Source organism: Nocardioides sp. Root240, assembly GCF_001428825.1.
GTDB lineage: Bacteria > Actinomycetota > Actinomycetes > Propionibacteriales > Nocardioidaceae > Nocardioides.
In genome coordinates this window covers 13,027-29,285 of record NZ_LMIT01000002.1, presented here as the reverse complement: position 1 = coordinate 29,285, position 16,259 = coordinate 13,027, and the positions used below count along the sequence as shown (strand labels likewise).

At 72.0% G+C, this 16,259-nt stretch carries 15 protein-coding genes, 1 tRNA gene and 1 riboswitch; of the genes, 5 read left to right on the top strand and 11 right to left on the bottom strand.

Features of this window, described 5'->3' with window-relative positions:
* The first annotated feature begins 23 nt into the window (after positions 1 to 23).
* Entirely contained in the window at positions 24 to 1,631 is a 1,608-nt protein-coding gene (locus ASE20_RS03225) for an HYR domain-containing protein (RefSeq protein WP_056893118.1), read from the top strand.
* 26 nt (positions 1,632 to 1,657) lie between these two features.
* Here the strand turns inward: ASE20_RS03225 and ASE20_RS03220 are convergent, their stop codons facing one another.
* Complete coding sequence (locus tag ASE20_RS03220; RefSeq protein WP_082612116.1) at positions 1,658 to 2,041, bottom strand: winged helix-turn-helix transcriptional regulator; 384 nt, start codon at positions 2,039 to 2,041, stop codon at positions 1,658 to 1,660.
* Positions 2,042 to 2,150: 109 nt separating this feature from the next.
* On the opposite strand from ASE20_RS03220, the gene ASE20_RS03215 reads away from it, so the two are divergent.
* Together ASE20_RS03215 and ASE20_RS03210 are read left to right on the top strand one after the other, a co-directional pair.
* On the top strand, positions 2,151 to 2,999 hold the full coding sequence (locus ASE20_RS03215; RefSeq protein ID WP_056893117.1) for an SDR family oxidoreductase: 849 nt from the start codon (positions 2,151 to 2,153) through the stop codon (positions 2,997 to 2,999).
* A complete protein-coding gene (locus ASE20_RS03210; RefSeq protein WP_225869198.1) occupies positions 2,996 to 3,460 on the top strand; it encodes a hypothetical protein in 465 nt (154 codons plus the stop codon). The genes ASE20_RS03215 and ASE20_RS03210 overlap by 4 nt, the downstream gene beginning before the upstream one ends.
* Here the strand turns inward: ASE20_RS03210 and ASE20_RS03205 are convergent.
* The 5 genes from ASE20_RS03205 to cobN all read right to left on the bottom strand — a co-directional run bounded on the left by ASE20_RS03205 (position 3,457) and on the right by cobN (position 10,350).
* Positions 3,457 to 4,191: a cobalt-precorrin-6A reductase gene (locus ASE20_RS03205; protein WP_056893116.1), complete on the bottom strand. Its 735-nt coding sequence runs from the start codon at positions 4,189 to 4,191 to the stop codon at positions 3,457 to 3,459. The two genes, ASE20_RS03210 and ASE20_RS03205, sit on opposite strands and share 4 nt — an antisense overlap.
* Positions 4,188 to 5,576, bottom strand: coding sequence for a cobyric acid synthase (locus ASE20_RS03200; RefSeq protein ID WP_056893115.1), 1,389 nt, complete (start codon positions 5,574 to 5,576; stop codon positions 4,188 to 4,190). The genes ASE20_RS03205 and ASE20_RS03200 overlap by 4 nt, the downstream gene beginning before the upstream one ends.
* Positions 5,577 to 5,682: 106 nt before the next feature.
* Positions 5,683 to 6,045 carry a hypothetical protein gene (locus ASE20_RS03195; protein WP_056893114.1) on the bottom strand — a complete coding sequence of 121 codons (363 nt, stop codon included), beginning with the start codon at positions 6,043 to 6,045 and terminating at the stop codon, positions 5,683 to 5,685.
* On the bottom strand, positions 6,032 to 6,784 hold the full coding sequence (locus ASE20_RS03190) for a precorrin 6A synthase (RefSeq protein WP_157538630.1): 753 nt from the start codon (positions 6,782 to 6,784) through the stop codon (positions 6,032 to 6,034). Before ASE20_RS03190 ends, ASE20_RS03195 begins: the two co-directional genes overlap by 14 nt.
* Complete coding sequence (gene cobN, locus ASE20_RS03185) at positions 6,781 to 10,350, bottom strand: cobaltochelatase subunit CobN (protein ID WP_056893113.1); 3,570 nt, start codon at positions 10,348 to 10,350, stop codon at positions 6,781 to 6,783. Before cobN ends, ASE20_RS03190 begins: the two co-directional genes overlap by 4 nt.
* Before the next feature lie 34 nt (positions 10,351 to 10,384).
* A riboswitch (cobalamin riboswitch) is annotated at positions 10,385 to 10,525 on the bottom strand.
* Between cobN and ASE20_RS03180 the strand changes: the two genes are divergently transcribed.
* Positions 10,519 to 11,046: a hypothetical protein gene (locus ASE20_RS03180; RefSeq protein WP_056893112.1), complete on the top strand. Its 528-nt coding sequence runs from the start codon at positions 10,519 to 10,521 to the stop codon at positions 11,044 to 11,046. (Overlaps the previous riboswitch by 7 nt.)
* A 16-nt stretch (positions 11,047 to 11,062) precedes the next feature.
* Here the strand turns inward: ASE20_RS03180 and ASE20_RS03175 are convergent, their stop codons facing one another.
* Both ASE20_RS03175 and ASE20_RS03170 read right to left on the bottom strand, forming a co-directional pair.
* Positions 11,063 to 11,599 carry a DUF4164 family protein gene (locus ASE20_RS03175; protein WP_056893111.1) on the bottom strand — a complete coding sequence of 179 codons (537 nt, stop codon included), beginning with the start codon at positions 11,597 to 11,599 and terminating at the stop codon, positions 11,063 to 11,065.
* A gap of 84 nt (positions 11,600 to 11,683) precedes the next feature.
* On the bottom strand, positions 11,684 to 13,243 hold the full coding sequence (locus ASE20_RS03170) for an AMP-binding protein (RefSeq protein WP_056893812.1): 1,560 nt from the start codon (positions 13,241 to 13,243) through the stop codon (positions 11,684 to 11,686).
* Between the two features lie 179 nt (positions 13,244 to 13,422).
* Here ASE20_RS03170 and ASE20_RS03165 point away from each other — a divergent pair, with 179 nt between their 5' ends.
* Complete coding sequence (locus ASE20_RS03165) at positions 13,423 to 13,671, top strand: superinfection immunity protein (protein WP_056893110.1); 249 nt, start codon at positions 13,423 to 13,425, stop codon at positions 13,669 to 13,671.
* Between the two features lie 18 nt (positions 13,672 to 13,689).
* Here the strand turns inward: ASE20_RS03165 and ASE20_RS03160 are convergent.
* The 3 genes from ASE20_RS03160 to ASE20_RS03150 all read right to left on the bottom strand — a co-directional run bounded on the left by ASE20_RS03160 (position 13,690) and on the right by ASE20_RS03150 (position 16,104).
* Positions 13,690 to 13,764, bottom strand: a tRNA-Val gene (locus tag ASE20_RS03160).
* A 199-nt stretch (positions 13,765 to 13,963) separates the two neighbouring features.
* Positions 13,964 to 14,476, bottom strand: a complete 513-nt coding sequence (locus ASE20_RS03155; RefSeq protein WP_200952703.1) for a peroxiredoxin — start codon at positions 14,474 to 14,476, stop codon at positions 13,964 to 13,966.
* Positions 14,473 to 16,104 (bottom strand): AMP-binding protein, encoded by a 1,632-nt coding sequence (locus ASE20_RS03150; protein WP_056893109.1) that lies wholly within the window; start codon positions 16,102 to 16,104, stop codon positions 14,473 to 14,475. The genes ASE20_RS03155 and ASE20_RS03150 overlap by 4 nt, the downstream gene beginning before the upstream one ends.
* Between the last annotated feature and the right edge of the window lie 155 nt (positions 16,105 to 16,259).

Here is a 16,259-nt window from a genome sequence, read left to right as displayed (position 1 = left end):
ACACCCCTCGGAAAGGAACTGACATGCGTGTCCCACCCCCCAGCGCACGCGGCCGGGTCGTCCCGGTCGGCCTGCTCTCCCTCGCCCTCAGCGCGGCCGCCACGGTCGCCGCCACCGGCAGCCCGGGCGTCAGCCCGCAGCACTACACCGACGAGCTCCCTCCCGGCGGCTCGGTCACCATCACCAAGACGGTGGAGACGCCGCCCATCCCGCCCAACCCCGACATCGTGTTCCTCGCCGACACCACGACGAGCATGAACCCGAGCATCTCCAACGTGCAGTCCAACGCCACGAGCATCGTCAGCCAGATCCTCGCGGCCCAGCCGACCGCGCAGTTCGCGGTCGCGGACTACAAGGACACCGACGACCCGAGCCACTTCATCCTGCGCCAGCAGCTCACCGGCAACACGGCCGACGTCATCGACGGCATCGGCCACTGGACGCCGACGTCCGGTGGCGGCAGCGACGCGGCCGAGGACTGGATCGGCGCGCTCGGCGCCGTGCCGACCACGATCGACTTCCGCGACAACGGCTCGCCGATCGTGGTGATGTTCGGCGACTCGAGCAGCCACGACCCGTCGGCGGGCTACTCGCTCGGCTCGGCCACCGCCGCGCTCGAGGCGGCCGGCGTGCGGGTGATCGCGATCGCCGTACCGAGCACCGACGAGTACCTCTGGGACGGCCTCGACTCCGAGGGCCAGGCGTCGTACGTCACCTCGCACACGGGCGGCACGCTGACCAACGCCAACCCGGACCAGGTGTCGAACGTGATCCTCAGCCAGCTGCAGAACCTGCCGGCCGAGGTGACGCACGACGTCAGCTGCGACGCCGGCGTCTCCGCCTCGCTGACGGCCACCTCGCCCACCACCGTCACCAGTGGCGGGACCGTCACCTACGACGAGACGATCACGCTGACCGGCGACGCCCCGCAGGGCGACACCGTGTCGTGCACCGTCTCGTTCAAGGTCAACGGCGAGGTGCCCGGCCCCGAGTTCGTCCAGACCGTCGACATCGCCGTCGAGGACGTCACTCCCCCGGTCGTCACGGTCGAGAGCAAGACAGTGGAGGCCACCAGCCCCGCCGGCGCCGTCGTGTCGTACGACGCCAGCGCGGTCGACAACGTCGACGGCCCGCTCACCCCGACCTGCGTCCCGCCGTCGGGCTCGCAGTTCCCGCTGGGCGTCACGCCCGTCGACTGCGAGGCCACCGACGCCGCCGGCAACACCGGCCACGGCGCCGGCACCATCGAGGTCGTCGACACCACCCCGCCGGTGGTCGCCTGCCCCGAGTCCACCAACCCGGGCGGCAGCGTGCCGAAGGCGGGCGGCACCCGCCCGAACCCGCAGGGCCAGAACCAGGACGGCTTCTACCGGCTCGACGCGACCGACGTCGTCGACACCGACCCGGACGTCTACCTGCGCGACGCCGGCAGCGGCCACGTCTGGGGTCCGTTCGCCAGCGGCCAGCGGATCAAGTACACCCAGGCGAAGTCCGGCCCGAGGGAGCAGGCGCTGGGCGACAGCGACATCCTGCACCTGACCGGCACCGGTGACGCCGAGCTGTACGCCGCCGACTTCTCCGGAAACGTCAGCGCACCCGTGGCCTGCCGGGTCCCGGCGCCGCCGATGTAGTCAGCGCCCCTTCGTCGTCGGGCCGGTCACGTCGTGGCCGGCCCGATGATGGCGTCCGCATTGCGCCCGACCCACCGCAGCATCGGGACCATCACCTCGGCGAGCTCCTCGCCCAGCGGGGTCAGGCTGTAGTCGACCCGCGGGGGCATCACCGGCTGCTGCTCGCGGTGCACGAGCCCGTCGGCCTCGAGGGTCTTGAGCGTCTGGGCGAGCATCTTCTCGCTGATCCCCTGCGCCCGCCGGCGCAGGTCGCTCCAGCGCTGCGGCCCGTCGGTGAGCGAGACCAGGACGAGCACGCCCCACTTGCTGGTGACGTGGTCGAGCAGCACCCGGCTGGAGCAGGCCGCCGGGAAGATGCCGCCGGGGAACTGCTCGAAGATGCTCGGCGCGGTCGAGGTACTTTCCGTCACGGAAGTACCTTACTGCAAAGTGCGTACTAACCGAAGGGAAGCAACTCCCCGGACCGTCCGTTGAACAGGTCGACAAGCACGATCCCACCACCTGCGGAAGGTCCCCACCATGTCCCTCGTCATCACCGGTGCCACCGGCCAGCTCGGCCGCCTCGTCGTCTCCTCCCTCCTCGCGAAGGGCGTCCCCGCCGACCAGGTGGTCGCCCTCGGTCGCGACGACGAGCGGCTCGCGGAGCTCGGCGCCCTCGGCGTCACGACCCGCAAGGTCGACTACGCCGACGCCGCCGGCCTCGCCGACGCCCTCACGGGTGCCGACCGCGTGCTGCTGATCTCCGGCAGCGAGGTCGGGCAGCGCCTCCCCCAGCACCAGAACGTCATCGACGCCGCGAAGGCGGCCGGCGTGCAGCTGCTCGCCTACACGAGCATCCCGCAGGCCGACACCTCCGGCATCGCGCTCGCCGCCGAGCACCGTGCCACCGAGGAGGCGATCACCGCCTCCGGCCTGCCGCACACCTACCTGCGCAACAGCTGGTACATCGAGAACTACAGCGGCCAGCTCGCGACCTACACCGAGCACGGCACCGTCCTCGGTGCGGCCGGCGACGGACAGGTCTCGGCCGCGACCCGCGCCGACTTCGCCGAGGCAGCCGCCGCGGCGCTGCTGCTCGAGCAGCCGAAGGAGGTCTACGAGCTGGGCGGCCCCGCGTTCTCGCTGAAGCAGCTCGCCGCGACGGTCAGCGAGGTGACCGGCACCGACGTCACCTACACCGACGTACCGGCCGAGGAGCTGACCAAGGTCCTCGTCGGTGCCGGCCTGCCGGAGGCGTACGCGGGGATCCTCGCCGACGCCGACCTGGGCCTGGGCCGCGGCGAGCTGTACGCCGACCCGGCCGACCTCGAGCAGCTGCTCGGCCGTCCGGCCACCTCCCTCGAGGACGGGCTGCGCGCGGCACGGTGACCCGTCTGCTCCTCGTCGGTCGTGGGCACCTCGGTGCCATGGCGATCGACGAGGAGCACACCCGGCCCGACGGCACCGACGACCTGACCGTCGAGGCGCTCGGCAACATCTCGGAGGCACTCGAGGCGGTCGAGATCGCCCGCGGCCACCTCTACACCTTCCACCGGCTCAGCGGCACCGCCGACCTGACGCTCGGCAAGGGGGTCGACCAGCTCCGGGAGGCTGGCCACACCGAGCTCGCGGACCGCATCGAGCGCGAGCTCGTCGGCCGCAACGTGCTCCAGGGCCGGTGGACCTTCCAGATCATGGAGGAGTACGACGACGGCTACTACGCCGACTTCAAGCGGCTCGAGGGCGCGGCCCGCGAGGAGCTCGTCGAGGGCAAGCGGCACCTCTACGAGGCCGAGATGAAGGAGGACCGGCGCACCCACGGGCGGGCCGGCCACGAGCGCACTCCCTAGGACACTGCCCGCAACCAGGCGACCACGGCGTCGACGTCGCGCACCGTGTCGACGCCGTCCGGCGCCGGCGCCCGTCGTACGACGACCACGGGGATGCCGAGCTCGGCGGCCACCTCCATCTTGGGCCAGGTGAGCTCGCCGCCGGAGTCCTTGGTCACCAGCACGTCGCGGTCGGCCATCACGGCGCGCTCCCCGTCGAGCGTGTAGGGCCCGCGGGAGGTGAGGATCTCCCAGGCGCGCGGCACCTCGAGGTCCGGTACGTCGACCACCCGGGCCAGCACCTCCCGCTCCTCGAGCGCCGGGACGAAGCGCGCCAGCTCCTGGCGGCCGACGGTCAGGAAGGGCCGGCTGCCGAGCTCGCCCGCGACGGTCGCCGCCTGCTCGTGGGTGGCCACCCAGATCCACGACGGCGTGGCGCGGTCCGCCCACCCGGGCCGCTCCAGCCGGAGCAGGGGCACACCGGCCGCAGCGCAGGCCGCGGCCGCATTGCGCGAGATGCCCGCGGCGAAGGGGTGGGTCGCGTCGACCACCACGTCGAAGTCGGCGAGCGCCGCCTGCAGGCCGGGCACTCCCCCGAAGCCGCCGATCCGCACGTCGCCGACGGGCAGCCGCGGACGCACGACGCGGCCGGCGAGCGAGGAGACGACGGGGACGCCGTCGTCGACCAGCCGGGCCGCGAGGGCGCGTGCCTCGCCGGTCCCGCCCAGGAGCAGCACCCGCGGGCCGGTCACCGGGCCAGCTCCAGCAGCGCGTCGAGGTCGAGGTGCTCCTCGACCAGGTCGCCGAGCAGGTCGAGCCGTGCCGCCCGGGCCGCCGGGAAGGACGCCGCGGAGGTGATCCCCAGCGCGGACTCCAGGTAGGTGGCGCGGGTCGCGTCGTCCTCGAGGCTGCCGTGCACCATGGTCCCGCTCACGTTCCCCTCGACCGTCGCGCCGGTGATCCGGCCGTGGTGGATCTCGTAGCCGGCGGGCTCGTGCAGCACCAACCGCTTCTCCGCACCGAAGCGCGTCGTCAGGTCGAGCAGGCCGAGCCCGTCGACCGCCGCGCCCGGGGTGCCCTCGATCCCGTCAGGGTCCTCGATCCGCGCGCCCAGCATCTGGCAGCCACCGCAGATCCCCAGCACCGGCCGCCCTTCCCTGGCGTGGCGGACGACCGCGGCGTCGAGCCCGCGCTCCCGCAGCCAGGCGAGGTCGGCCAGCGTCGCCCGGGTGCCGGGCAGCACGACCAGGTCGGCATCGGCGAGCCGCGCCGGGTCCGACACGAACTCGACGTCCAGCCCCGGCTCCAGCCCGAGCGCGTCGACGTCGGTGAAGTTGCTGATGCGCGGCAGCCGCACGACCGCGACCTTCCGCACGCCCGCGCCGACCTCGGCTCGTCGGCCCGCGAGGTCGAGCGCGTCCTCGGAGTCCAGCCAGAGGTCCGGGTGCCACGGCAGCACGCCGTACGTCGGCCGGCCGGTGCGCTGCTCGAGGTCGAGCAGGCCCGGTCGCAGCAGGTCGACGTCGCCGCGGAACTTGTTGACGACGTACCCCTTGACCAGCGCCTGGTCGGCGTCGTCCAGCAGCATGAGCGTCCCGTACGCCGCCGCGAACCACCCGCCGCGGTCGATGTCGCCGACCACGATCGTCGGCACGTCCCCGTGGCGCGCGAGGCCCATGTTGACGTAGTCGGTCGCCCGCAGGTTGATCTCGGCGGGGCTCCCCGCGCCTTCGGCGACCACCAGGTCGAAGCGCCCGCGCAGGTCGTCGAACGCCTCGAAGGCCGTGGCGGCCAGCCGCGCCCGCCCGTCGTGCCAGTTGCGTGCCGACACCTCGCCGTCCGGGCGGCCCATCAGCACCACGTGGCTGCGCCGGTCGCTGCCGGGCTTGAGCAGCACCGGGTTCATCGCGACCTCGGGCTCCACACCGGCCGCGACCGCCTGCACCCACTGCGCACGCCCGATCTCGCCCGGCTCGCCGTCAGGACCGCGCACGACCATCGAGTTGTTGGACATGTTCTGCGCCTTGTACGGCGCCACCCGGATCCCCCGCCGCGCGAAGGCCCGGCACAGCCCGGTCGTCACCACGCTCTTCCCCGCGTCGGAGGTCATCCCCGCCACCAGGAGGGCCCCGCTCATCGGGGGCTCCGGCGCAGCAGGGATCCCCGCCTAGGCGGGGATCCCTGCGGTTGCTGACGGTTGCAACCGTCACCAACCGCAGGAAGAGGCCACCAACCCCCCGCACTCATCCGCGCTTCCCCCGGAAGACGTGCCGCTCCAGCGACTTCGGGACAGGTCCACCCTCGCGCACCCACTCCGCCACCGCCTCGGTCGACTCCTCGGACAGCACGCCACCGAGCCAGAAGTCCTTCGGCCGCCGCCCGCCGGGGTTCCACGTGAAGTCCCGGACCAGTACGACGTTCGACCGGTCGCACTCGTCGAGGCAGTCGACCACCCGGACCCGCACCCGCGGTCCGCGCCGCCCGGCCGGGTCGTCGAGCGCCTCGATCTCGTCCCGCTGCGCCCGGTGGTCCACCGAGGGGTGCTTCTTCGCCGTGCCGCAGCAGCAGTCGCGGCACAGCAGCACGTCCCGCTCAGGCAGTGCCATCGGGCCGACCTTCCACGTCGGCGGGGGCGCGCAGCAGGAACAGGTCCATCACCCAGCCGGCCTCGGCCTTCGTCGCCGTCCGCGCCTCGGCGATCTCGCCCACCACCGATCCGACCCGGCCGGACACGAGCCGCTCGCCCACGCCGCCGAGGTTCGCACCCCACCACACGTGCCAGTCCGAGAAGCCGTCGAGGTCGACGCCCGCGGTGAGCATCACCACGACGTTCCGCTGCCCGGCAGCCACGTCGGCCCGCAACCGGCGGGCCGTCGTGACGTGGACCGGCTGCCCGACGTCGTGCAGCACGATGCCGTGCCGCGCGGCGAGCACCTGCGGCGCGCTGATGCCGGGGAGGACGTCGAAGTCCGCGCCCAGCTCGCGCACGATGCGGATCGTGCCGTCGTACAGGGACGGGTCGCCCCAGACGAGGAACGCGCACGTCCCCTCTCGCGACGCCAGCACGGAGCGGTAGGCGGCCAGTCGGGCGGCGTACCAGTTCCCGACGGCGCCCTCGTAGGCCGCGCGGTCCAGGCCCGGCGAGCGGTCCCGCTCGGGATCCCGTACGACGACCAGCTCGAGCCCGTGCGCGTCGGCCACCGCCTGCCGCACCGCGAGCAGCGGGTCGTCCTCGCCCTTCTGCACCGCGAGCGCGTAGTCGCACCCCGCCAGCGCCGCGGCAGCCTCCGGCGTGACGTGCTGCGGCCCCATCCCGAAGCCGACGACCCGGACGGTGCCGGTCACTTGTCCTCCAGGTCGCCCTCGACCTCGAGGTAGGCGGCCTGCAGGGCAGCCAGCACCTCCGGGTCAGGCGACTCCCAGAGCCCGCGGTCCTTGGCCTCGTGCAGCCGCTCGACGATGCTGCGCAGCGCCCACGGGTTCGACTTGCGCAGGAACTCCTGGTTGGTCTCGTCCAGCACGTAGGACCGGGCGAGCGACTCGTACATCCAGTCGTGCACCACGCCGGCGGTCGCGTCGAAGCCGAACAGGTAGTCGACCGTCGCGGCCAGCTCGAAGGCGCCCTTGTAGCCGTGGCGCTGCATCGCGCCGATCCAGCGCGGGTTCACGACCCGGGCGCGGAAGACACGGTTGGTCTCCTCCTGCAGCGTCCGCGTGCGGACCGCGTCGGGCGTCGTGGAGTCGCCGACGTACGCCTTGGGCGCAGAACCGGTCAGCGCGCGGATCGTGGCGACCATCCCGCCGTGGTACTGGAAGTAGTCGTCGCTGTCGGCGATGTCGTGCTCGCGGGTGTCGATGTTCTTGGCCGCGACCTTGATCCGGCGGTAGTTGGCGCGCATGTCGTCCGCCGCCGGTACGCCGTCGAGGTCGCGCCCGTACGCGAAGCCACCCCAGGCCGTGTACACCTCGGCGAGGTCCGCGTCGTCGCGCCAGCTGCCCGACTCGACGGCCTGCAGGATGCCGGCGCCGTAGGAGCCCGGCTTGGAGCCGAAGATCCGCGTCGTCGCACGTCGGGCGTCCCCGTGCTCCGCGACGTCCGCGGCAGCGTGCGCGCGGACGAAGTTCTGGTCCGCCGGCTCGTCGAGCTCGGCGACCATCCGCACCGCGTCGTCGAGCATGGCGACGACGTGCGGGAAGGCGTCGCGGAAGAAGCCCGAGATCCGCACCGTCACGTCGATGCGCGGGCGCCCCAGCTCCGCCAGCGGTACGACGGTCAGTGCGTGCACCCGCTTGGAGGCCTCGTCCCACTCCGGCCGCACACCGAGCAGGGCGAGCACCTCGGCGATGTCGTCGCCCGAGGTGCGCATGGCCGACGTCCCCCACACGGAGAGGCCGACCGACTCGGGGTAGGAGCCCTCCTCCGAGAGGTAGCGCTCGATCAGCGAGTCCGCCATCGCCTGGCCGGTCTGCCACGCCAGTCGCGACGGGACGGCGCGCGGGTCGACGGTGTAGAAGTTGCGACCGGTCGGCAGCACGTTGACCAGGCCGCGCAGGGGCGAGCCCGACGGCCCGGCCGGCACGTAGCCGCCCGCCAGCGCGTGCAGCGTGTGGTCGAGCTCGTCGCTCGTGCGGGCCAGCCGCGGGACCACCTCGGTGGCCGCGAACGCCAGCACCTTGCGGACCTCCGGTGAGGAGTGCAGGTCGTCGACCCGGCCCAGGTCCCACGACGCCTTCTCCATCGCCTCGACCAGCTCGCGCGCCTCGGCCTCGACCCGGTCGACCTCGGCGGTCGGTGCGTCCGGTGCCAGGCCGAGTGCGGCGCGCAGGCCGGGGACGGCGTGCGACGTACCGCCCCACACCTGCGCAGCGCGCAGGATCGCGAGCACCAGGTTGACCCGTGCCTCCCCCTCGGGCGCCTGTCCGAGCACGTGCAGGCCGTCGCGGATCTGGACGTCCTTGATCTCGCAGAGCCAGCCGTCGACGTGCAGCAGGAAATCGTCGAAGTCGTCGTCCTCCGGCTTCTCGTCGAGGCCGAGGTCGCGGTGCAGCTCGGCGGCGTGCATCAGCTGCCAGATCTCGCCCCGGATCGCGGCCAGCTTGGCCGGGTCCATCGCGGAGATCTTGTCGTACTCCTCGAGCAGGCCCTCCAGGCGCGCGATGTCGCCGTACGCCTCGGCGCGGGCCATCGGCGGGATGAGGTGGTCGATGATCGTCGCGTGCGCGCGGCGCTTGGCCTGCGCGCCCTCCCCCGGGTCGTTGACGAGGAACGGGTAGATCAGCGGCATGCTGCCGATCGCGGCGTCGGTCGCGCAGGACGCCGACAGTGCGGCGTTCTTGCCCGGCAACCACTCCATCGAGCCGTGCTTGCCGAGGTGGACGACCGCGTGGGCGCCGAAGCCGTGCTGCACCCAGCGGTACGCCGCCAGGTAGTGGTGCGACGGCGCGAGGTCCGGGTCGTGGTAGATCGCGACCGGGTTCTCGCCGAAGCCGCGGGGCGGCTGGATCATCACGACCACGTTGCCGGCCTGCAGCGTCGCGAGCACGATCTCGTCGCGGTCGTTGACGAACAACCGTCCCGGCGCCGGACCCCACGCCTCGACCATCGCGTCACGCAGGTCGTCGGGCAGGTCGGCGGTCCAGGCGGCGTAGTCGTCGGCGGAGATGCGGACGTGGGCGTCGGTCAGCTGTCCCGAGGTCAGCCACTCCTCGTCCTGCCCGCCGGCGGCGATCAGTGCGTGGATCAGGGTGTCCCCGGCGACCGTGTCGTCCTCGAGGTCCAGCACGCCGAAGCCGTCGCCGACGTCGTACCCGGCGTCGCGCAGCCGGCGCAGCATCCGGACCGCGGAGACCGGGGTGTCGAGACCGACGGCGTTGCCGATCCGCGAGTGCTTCGTCGGGTACGCCGACAGCATCAGCGCGATCCGCTTCTCCGCGTTCGGCACCTTCCGCAGCCGCGCGTAGTTGACCGCGAGACCCGCGACCCGCGCTGCCCGCTCCTCGTCGGCGACGTACGACGGCAGCCCGGCCTCGTCGATCTCCTTGAACGAGAACGGGGCGGTGCTGATCCGGCCGTCGAACTCCGGGATCGCGACCTGGTTGGCGTAGTCGAGCGGCGTGACGCCGTCGTCCGACTCCTCCCACTCGTCGCGGCTGCTGGTGAGGCAGAGGCCCTGCAGGACCGGGATGTCGAGGGCGGCGATCCGCTCCACGTCCCAGGTCTCGTCGTCCCCGCCGGCACTCACGGCCGCGGGGGTCGAGCCTCCGGCGGCGAGCACGGTGACCACGAGCGCGTCGAGCTCGCCCAGCGCCGTGAACAGCTCGTCGGGAGCCGAGCGCAGCGAGCCCGCGAACACCGGTACGCCGACGGCGTCGCCCGTCGCGTCGATCGCGTCGCAGAGCGCGTGCACGAACGCGGTGTTCCCGCTGGCGTGGTGGGCGCGGTAGAAGAGCACCCCGACCTGCACCCGGTCCCCCGCCACCTGGTCGCGCTCGAGGGTCCCCCACGCCGGGATCTCCTCCGGCGCCTCGAAGCCCTCGCCCGTCAACAGGACCGTGTCGGACAGGAAGGCGTGCAGCTGGCCGAGGTTCCGCGGACCGCCCTCGGCGAGGTAGCGGTGCGCCTCGGCGGCGATCCCGACCGGAACGGTCGAGGCCTCCATCAGCTCGGCGCTCGGCGTCTGCTCGCCACCGAGCACCACCAGCGGGCGACCGGTCCCGCGCAGCGCGGCCAGCTCGGCGTCGTACTGCTGCGGCGAGCCGAGCAGCCGGATCACCACGAGGTCGGCGCCCTCGCCGAGGGAGACGAGCCCCGACAGGTCGGTGCGGGACGGGTTCGACCACGTGTAGTCCGCGCCGCTCGCGCGGGCCGACAACAGGTCGGTGTCGGACGTGGACAGCAGAGCGATGCGCATCGGCGGCACTCCTCCTCGGGGTTCGCGCCCCTCATCGGCAGGTGTCGTCCGTGCGCAGTGTCTGGCTGCCCTGCCCGTCGTGGCAGGGGTCACAGTGGCGGAACCGCCCCGGTCTCACACCGGGTTCCTGCCTCACGGACCTGTGGGGCCCCACCCTACGGTTAGGGGATGCAGGCACAGGCGAGTGGTCTCCAGGTCTCGGTGCACGGACACCCCAATGCCGACACCCTGCTGCTCTGGCACCCGGCGGTGCGCACCGACCCCGACGGCGTGGCGGCCCTCGCCAGCCGGATCGCGACGCGCAGCAGCGTGCGGGTCGTCGTACCGGTGTGGGAGGACGGGCGCGACCTGCTCCGCTCGGTCCGCTACGCCCGCGAGTCGTCGGTGCACCCGCCCGACGCGCTCTCGGTCGTCGGGTACGCCGACGCGGGCATCGCCGCCCTGAGCCTGGCCCTCCACCAGCGACGCCTCGGGATCGGCCTGACCCGGGTCACCTGCGTCGACGGCGGTGCGGACGTGCTGGACCCGATCAGCGGCCAGCCGCTCCCGGAGCCGGCCGCGGCTCCGGTGGAGACCGCGGTCGACGTCGTCGAGGCGGACGGGGACTGGGCCGCCACCACCGTGAGGGCGTGGCAGGCCGCCGGGTGGGCGGCCGACCTCGTGCCCGCTGCCCAGTTCAGCTGGCGGATCAGCTGACACCTGGCCGCGTGAGTCAGGCGGCCGGGTGCCGCAGCAGGTGGGCCTTGACGATCTTGAGGTCGTCCTCGACGGCACCGAGTCGGTGGTCGACGGAGTCCAGCCGGACCCCCAGCACCTCGGCGAGGTGGTCGTACTTGGCGTCGCCCCGCTGTTCGACGCCGTCGATCTTGGTGTCGAGCCGGTCACCCAGTGCGTCGATCTTCGCGTCCAGCCGCTGCTCGAGCCCGTCGATCCTCGCGTCCAGCCGCTGCTCGAGCCCGTCGATCCTCGCGTCCAGCCGCTGCTCGAGTCCGTCGATTTTCGCGTCCAGCCGCTGCTCGACAGCGTCGAAGCGGCCGTCGACGGCGAGGAACCTGGCGTCCACCGCATCGAACCGCGCGTCCACCGCATCGAACCGTGCGTCCACCGCATCGAACCGTGCGTCCACCGCATCGAACCGCGCGTTCATCGCCGACACCGTGTAGCGCGCGATCACCCCGAAGGCAGCGAACATGATCGCGCTGAACACCCCGAGCAGGGTCCAGATCTGCGGGTCGTTCACGATCGCCACCCCTTCAGTCTGCAACGGACGGGGCGATCCTGCCACCGGGGCCGACGCCCGTCGACCGAGCGACGGGTGCCTGTGGAGAACTGCTCAGTTCACCTGGCGGGTGAGCCCCTCCCAGTAGGGCGCCCGCAGCTTGAACTTCTGCAGCTTGCCCGTCGCCGTGCGCGCCAGCTCGTCGCGGAACTCCACCGACGTCGGGGACTTGTAGCCCGCGAGCCGGTCCTTGCACCACTTGATCAGCTCGGCCTCCATCTCGGCGCCGGCCTTGTCGGCAGCGTCGGCAGTGAGCACGACGAGCGCCTTGATGGTCTCGCCCCACTTCTCGCTCGGCACGCCGATCACGGCGACCTCCGCGACCGCCGGGTGTGAGAAGAGCGTGTCCTCGACCTCGATCGAGGTGACGTTCTCGCCGCCGGTGATGATCACGTCCTTCTTGCGGTCGGCGATCGTGAGGTAGCCGTCGTCGCCGAGGTAGCCGCCGTCGCCGGTGCGGAACCAGCCGTCGACCAGGGCGGCCGCGGTCTCCTCCGGCTTGTCCCAGTAGCCCTCGAGCACCACGTTCGACCGGGCCAGCACCTCGCCCGCGCCCTCCTCGGACTCGTCGATGTGCAGCGTGACGCCGATCGCGGGCGCACCCGCCCGGGTCAGCTTCGTCGCCCGCTCCTCCGGCGACAGGTCGTCCCACTCGGCGCGGGTCCGGTTGAAGGTCAGCAGCGGCGAGGTCTCGGTGAGGCCGTAGATCTGGATGAACTCCCAGCCCAGCTCCTCCTGGACCCGGATCACCGTCTTCGTCGGCGGCGGCGCACCGGCCATGATGATCCGCACCTTGTCGCGGCCCGGGATCTCGCCCTCCCACGTCTGCGCGGCCTCGAGCACCGCCGCGGCGACGGCGGGCGCCGCGCACATCACGGTGACGCCGTGGTCGCGGACCCGGCGCAGGATCTCGGCCCCGTCGACCTTGCGCAGCACGATGTGCTGGGCACCGACGCCGGTCATCGCGAAGGGCATGCCCCAGCCGTTGGCGTGGAACATCGGCAGCGTGTGGAGGTAGACGTCGCGGTCGCCGATCTGGGCATGCAGGCCGAAGGTCAGCGCATTGGTCCAGATGTTGCGATGGGTGATCTGCACGCCCTTGGGGCGCGCCGTCGTGCCGGAGGTGTAGTTGATCGTCGCCGTGGCCGCCTCGTCGTGCTCCCACGCCTTCGGCTCCGCGCCCGGTGCGGCGTACAGCGCGTCGTCGTCGCCGATGAGGAACTTGTGCTCGCAGGTCACGCCCGCGAGGTGCTCCTCGATCTCCGGGTCGACGTAGAGCACCCGCGAGCCGGACTGGTCGACGATGTACTGGACCTCCTCGGCGCTGAGCCGGAAATTGATCGGCACCAGCACGCGACCCCAGCCGCTCACACCGAAGAAGGACGTCAGCAGGCGGCTGCTGTTGTGGCTGACGATCGCCACCCGCTCCCCCACGCCGATCCCGAGCTCGTCCAGGCGGGCCGCCTGGCGCCGCGCCAGCTCCCCGACCTGGGTGTACGTGAGCTCGCCCTGGCTCGCCGCCGGCTGGGTGGGCTCGTCCACGACACCGACACGCTCGCCGTACACCTGGACGGCGCGGTCGAGGAAGTCATTGACGCTGAACGGCACGAACACGGGGCGGTCCTCCTGGCTCGGGATGGTGACGCACACCACCCTAGGCCCGGCGCGGCCGCTCCGACCCCCTCGAAAGGGGACTAGGGTATGTCTGCCCACGCACCGGCGCCTTGCCATCGCACGCACCGGACGACTTCAGCATCCACCGAGCATTGCCAGACATGCCCTAGCGTGCCGCCATGTACCTCGAGCTCGTCAGCGACCGGCACCGCCACCGTCTGCGCCGGGTCCTGCTCGCCTGGCTGGCGACCTTCGCCACCTGCGGCTACCTCTTCCCGTGGGCGGTCGCCACGACCCGGGGCAAGGCGAACGCCGACGCCATCGGCTTCCTCAACCTGGCCCTCGGCTGGACCGTGGTCGGCTGGGTCGTCGCGCTCGGCCTCGCCTGCGGGCGGCACGGGATCGCGGGGCTACGGGTCGTCGACTGACGACGCACGGGCCGTCGGTGGTGGGCGCAGAGGGGATCGAACCCCCGACCACTTCGTTGTAAGCGAAGGGCTCTACCGCTGAGCTATACGCCCCAGAAGCCGGGCCAGCCTACCGAAGCGGCGCGCCGGTGCCCGCATCGGCAGCGGGCAAAAATGAGTTGAACCGCCGGCGTCTCGGGTCACCAGCGGTTCAACGAGTAGAACTCTAGCGGCCACCTCGGGGCCAACCAAGGCCTTGCCGCGATTTGGTTGAAAAATGATCCAAATGGACTAGGCCGGGCCGCCGAGCGAACTATCGATCACCCGCGGCGTGCAGCGCGACGAGCAGGTCGTCGAGGCTGCGGGCCTCCGGCTTGGGGTGATGGACGGCCCAGGTCAGGCGGCCCTCCTTGTCGACGACGTACGACGAGCGCTCGGGGCAACCGGCCCGCTCGTCGAGCACGCCGTAGGCCCGCGCGACCTCGCCGTGCGGCCAGAAGTCACTGAGCAGCGCGAAGTTCAGGCCGTCGGAGTCGCTGAACGCCCGCAACGCGTAGACCGGGTCGCAGGAGAGGGCGAGCACCTCGGTGTCGAAGGTCAGGAACTCGTCGAGGCGGGCCCGGATGCCACCCATCTCGCCGGTGCAGACGCCGCTGAACGCGTACGGGTAGAAGACCAGCGCGACCGCCTTCTTCCCCCGGTACGACGACAGCGAGATGTCCTGCCCGAACTGGTCGCGCAGCGTGAAGTCGGGAGCCAGTCCCCCGAGGGCGATGCCCGTCGCCGTACCCGTGCCGGTCGCGTCCGGTCGAGCGTCGGACTTCACGCGTCGGGCTCGAGCGCGGCGAGCTCGCGCTTGAGCACCTTGCCCGTGGCGTTGCGGGGCAGCTCGTCGAGGAAGACGATCTCACGCGGCACCTTGTAGCGGGCCAGGTTGATCTTCACGAGGTCCTTGAGCTCCTCGGAGCTGACCGGCTCGGCGTCGGGGACCCGCACGACGAAGGCGCGCAGCCGCTTGCCGAACTCGGGGTCGTCGACCCCGATCGCGGCGACCTCGGCGACCCGCTCGTGGGTGGCGAGGCAGTCCTCGACCTCCTTGGGGAAGACGTTCTCGCCGCCGGAGACGATCATCTCGTCGTCGCGGCCCTCGACGTACAGGCGCCCGTCGGCGTCGAAGCGTCCGACGTCGCCGGAGGACATCAGGCCGTCGATCATCTCCTTGCCGCCACCGCCGGTGTAGCCCTCGATCTGCAGCGAGTTGCCCACGAAGATCCGGCCGGACTGCCCCGTCGGCACCTCGCGGCCGTCGGCGTCGAGGATCCGGACGACGGTCTGGTGCGGCAGGCGGCCGGCGCAGCCGGGCGCCTCGCGCAGGTCCTTCGGGTCGGCGATCGAGGCCCAGGCGACCTCGGTCGAGCCGTAGATCGAGTAGAGGTTGTCGCCGTAGCGGTCCATCCACTGCGTCGGCAGGTCGCCGGGCAGCGCGGATCCGGACGAGGCGACCGCCTTGAGGTGCGGCAGCGGGTACTTCTCGAGCGTCCCCTCCGGCAGCGCGAGGATGCGCTGCAGCATGACCGGGATGACGGCGAAGGAGTCGCACTTCTCGTCGTGGAGGACCTTCAGCGCGCCCTCGGGGTCGAACTTGCGGGTCAGCACGAGCGTGGTGCCGAGCATCATCGCGAGCTGGTAGTGGGCGAAGCCCCACGTGTGGAAGAGCGGCGCCGCGACGTGGCACTTCCAGCCGCTCTTGAGCGGCATCCGCGACAGCAGCGAGATCGCCGCCGGCAGGCCGCCCTGCGGACGGGGCGCACCCTTCGGCGTACCGGTCGTGCCGGACGTCAGGATGATCGTGCGGCCCTTCCGGTCCGGTGCCTTGAGGTCGCCGGTGCGGTCCGCGGCCGTGGCCGCGTCGATGATGCCGTCGAGGCTGTCGGGACCGGCCTCGCCGTCGGTCCAGCCGAGCACCCGGTCGGCGATGTCGGCGCCGGCCAGCAGGTCCGTGAACTCCTCGTCGTGGACGACGACCCGCGGCTTCTCGCGCGCGATCACGTCGGCCAGCTGCGGGCCGGCGAAGGCGGTGTTCAGGTAGAGGACGTCGGCGCCGAGCTTGCTGATAGCGATCGACGCCTCGATGAAGCCGCGGTGGTTGCGGCACATGACGGCGACACCGTCACCGGTCTTCACGCCCCGCTCGCGCAGGCCGTGCGCGAGCGCGTTGGTGCGCGCCTGCAGCTCGGCGAAGGTCAGCGAGCCGCGCTCGTCGATGATCGCGGTGGCCTGCGGCATCCGCAGCGCGATGGTCTTGAACCCGCCGGCCGGAGTCGTGCTCCACTGGACCAGCGCCTGGACCATGCCGCCCACGACGAGCGGCGAGTACGGCCGCACGATGCCCGACTCGGTCAGGATCCTCAGGCTCGTACCGGCGTCCTTGACCCGGTTCGCGATCGTCCCCATGCCTCTATTCAATCCTCACTCGACTCGGCACCAACTACTGCACGTCACGATGCGGGCACGCTGGCTGCGTTGCCGCCACTCGAAAGACGCCCAGTCTGTCATCGTGCCGGACGCCTTGCCATCGCACCCACCTCGTGACGTTCGCTACGTCGCTG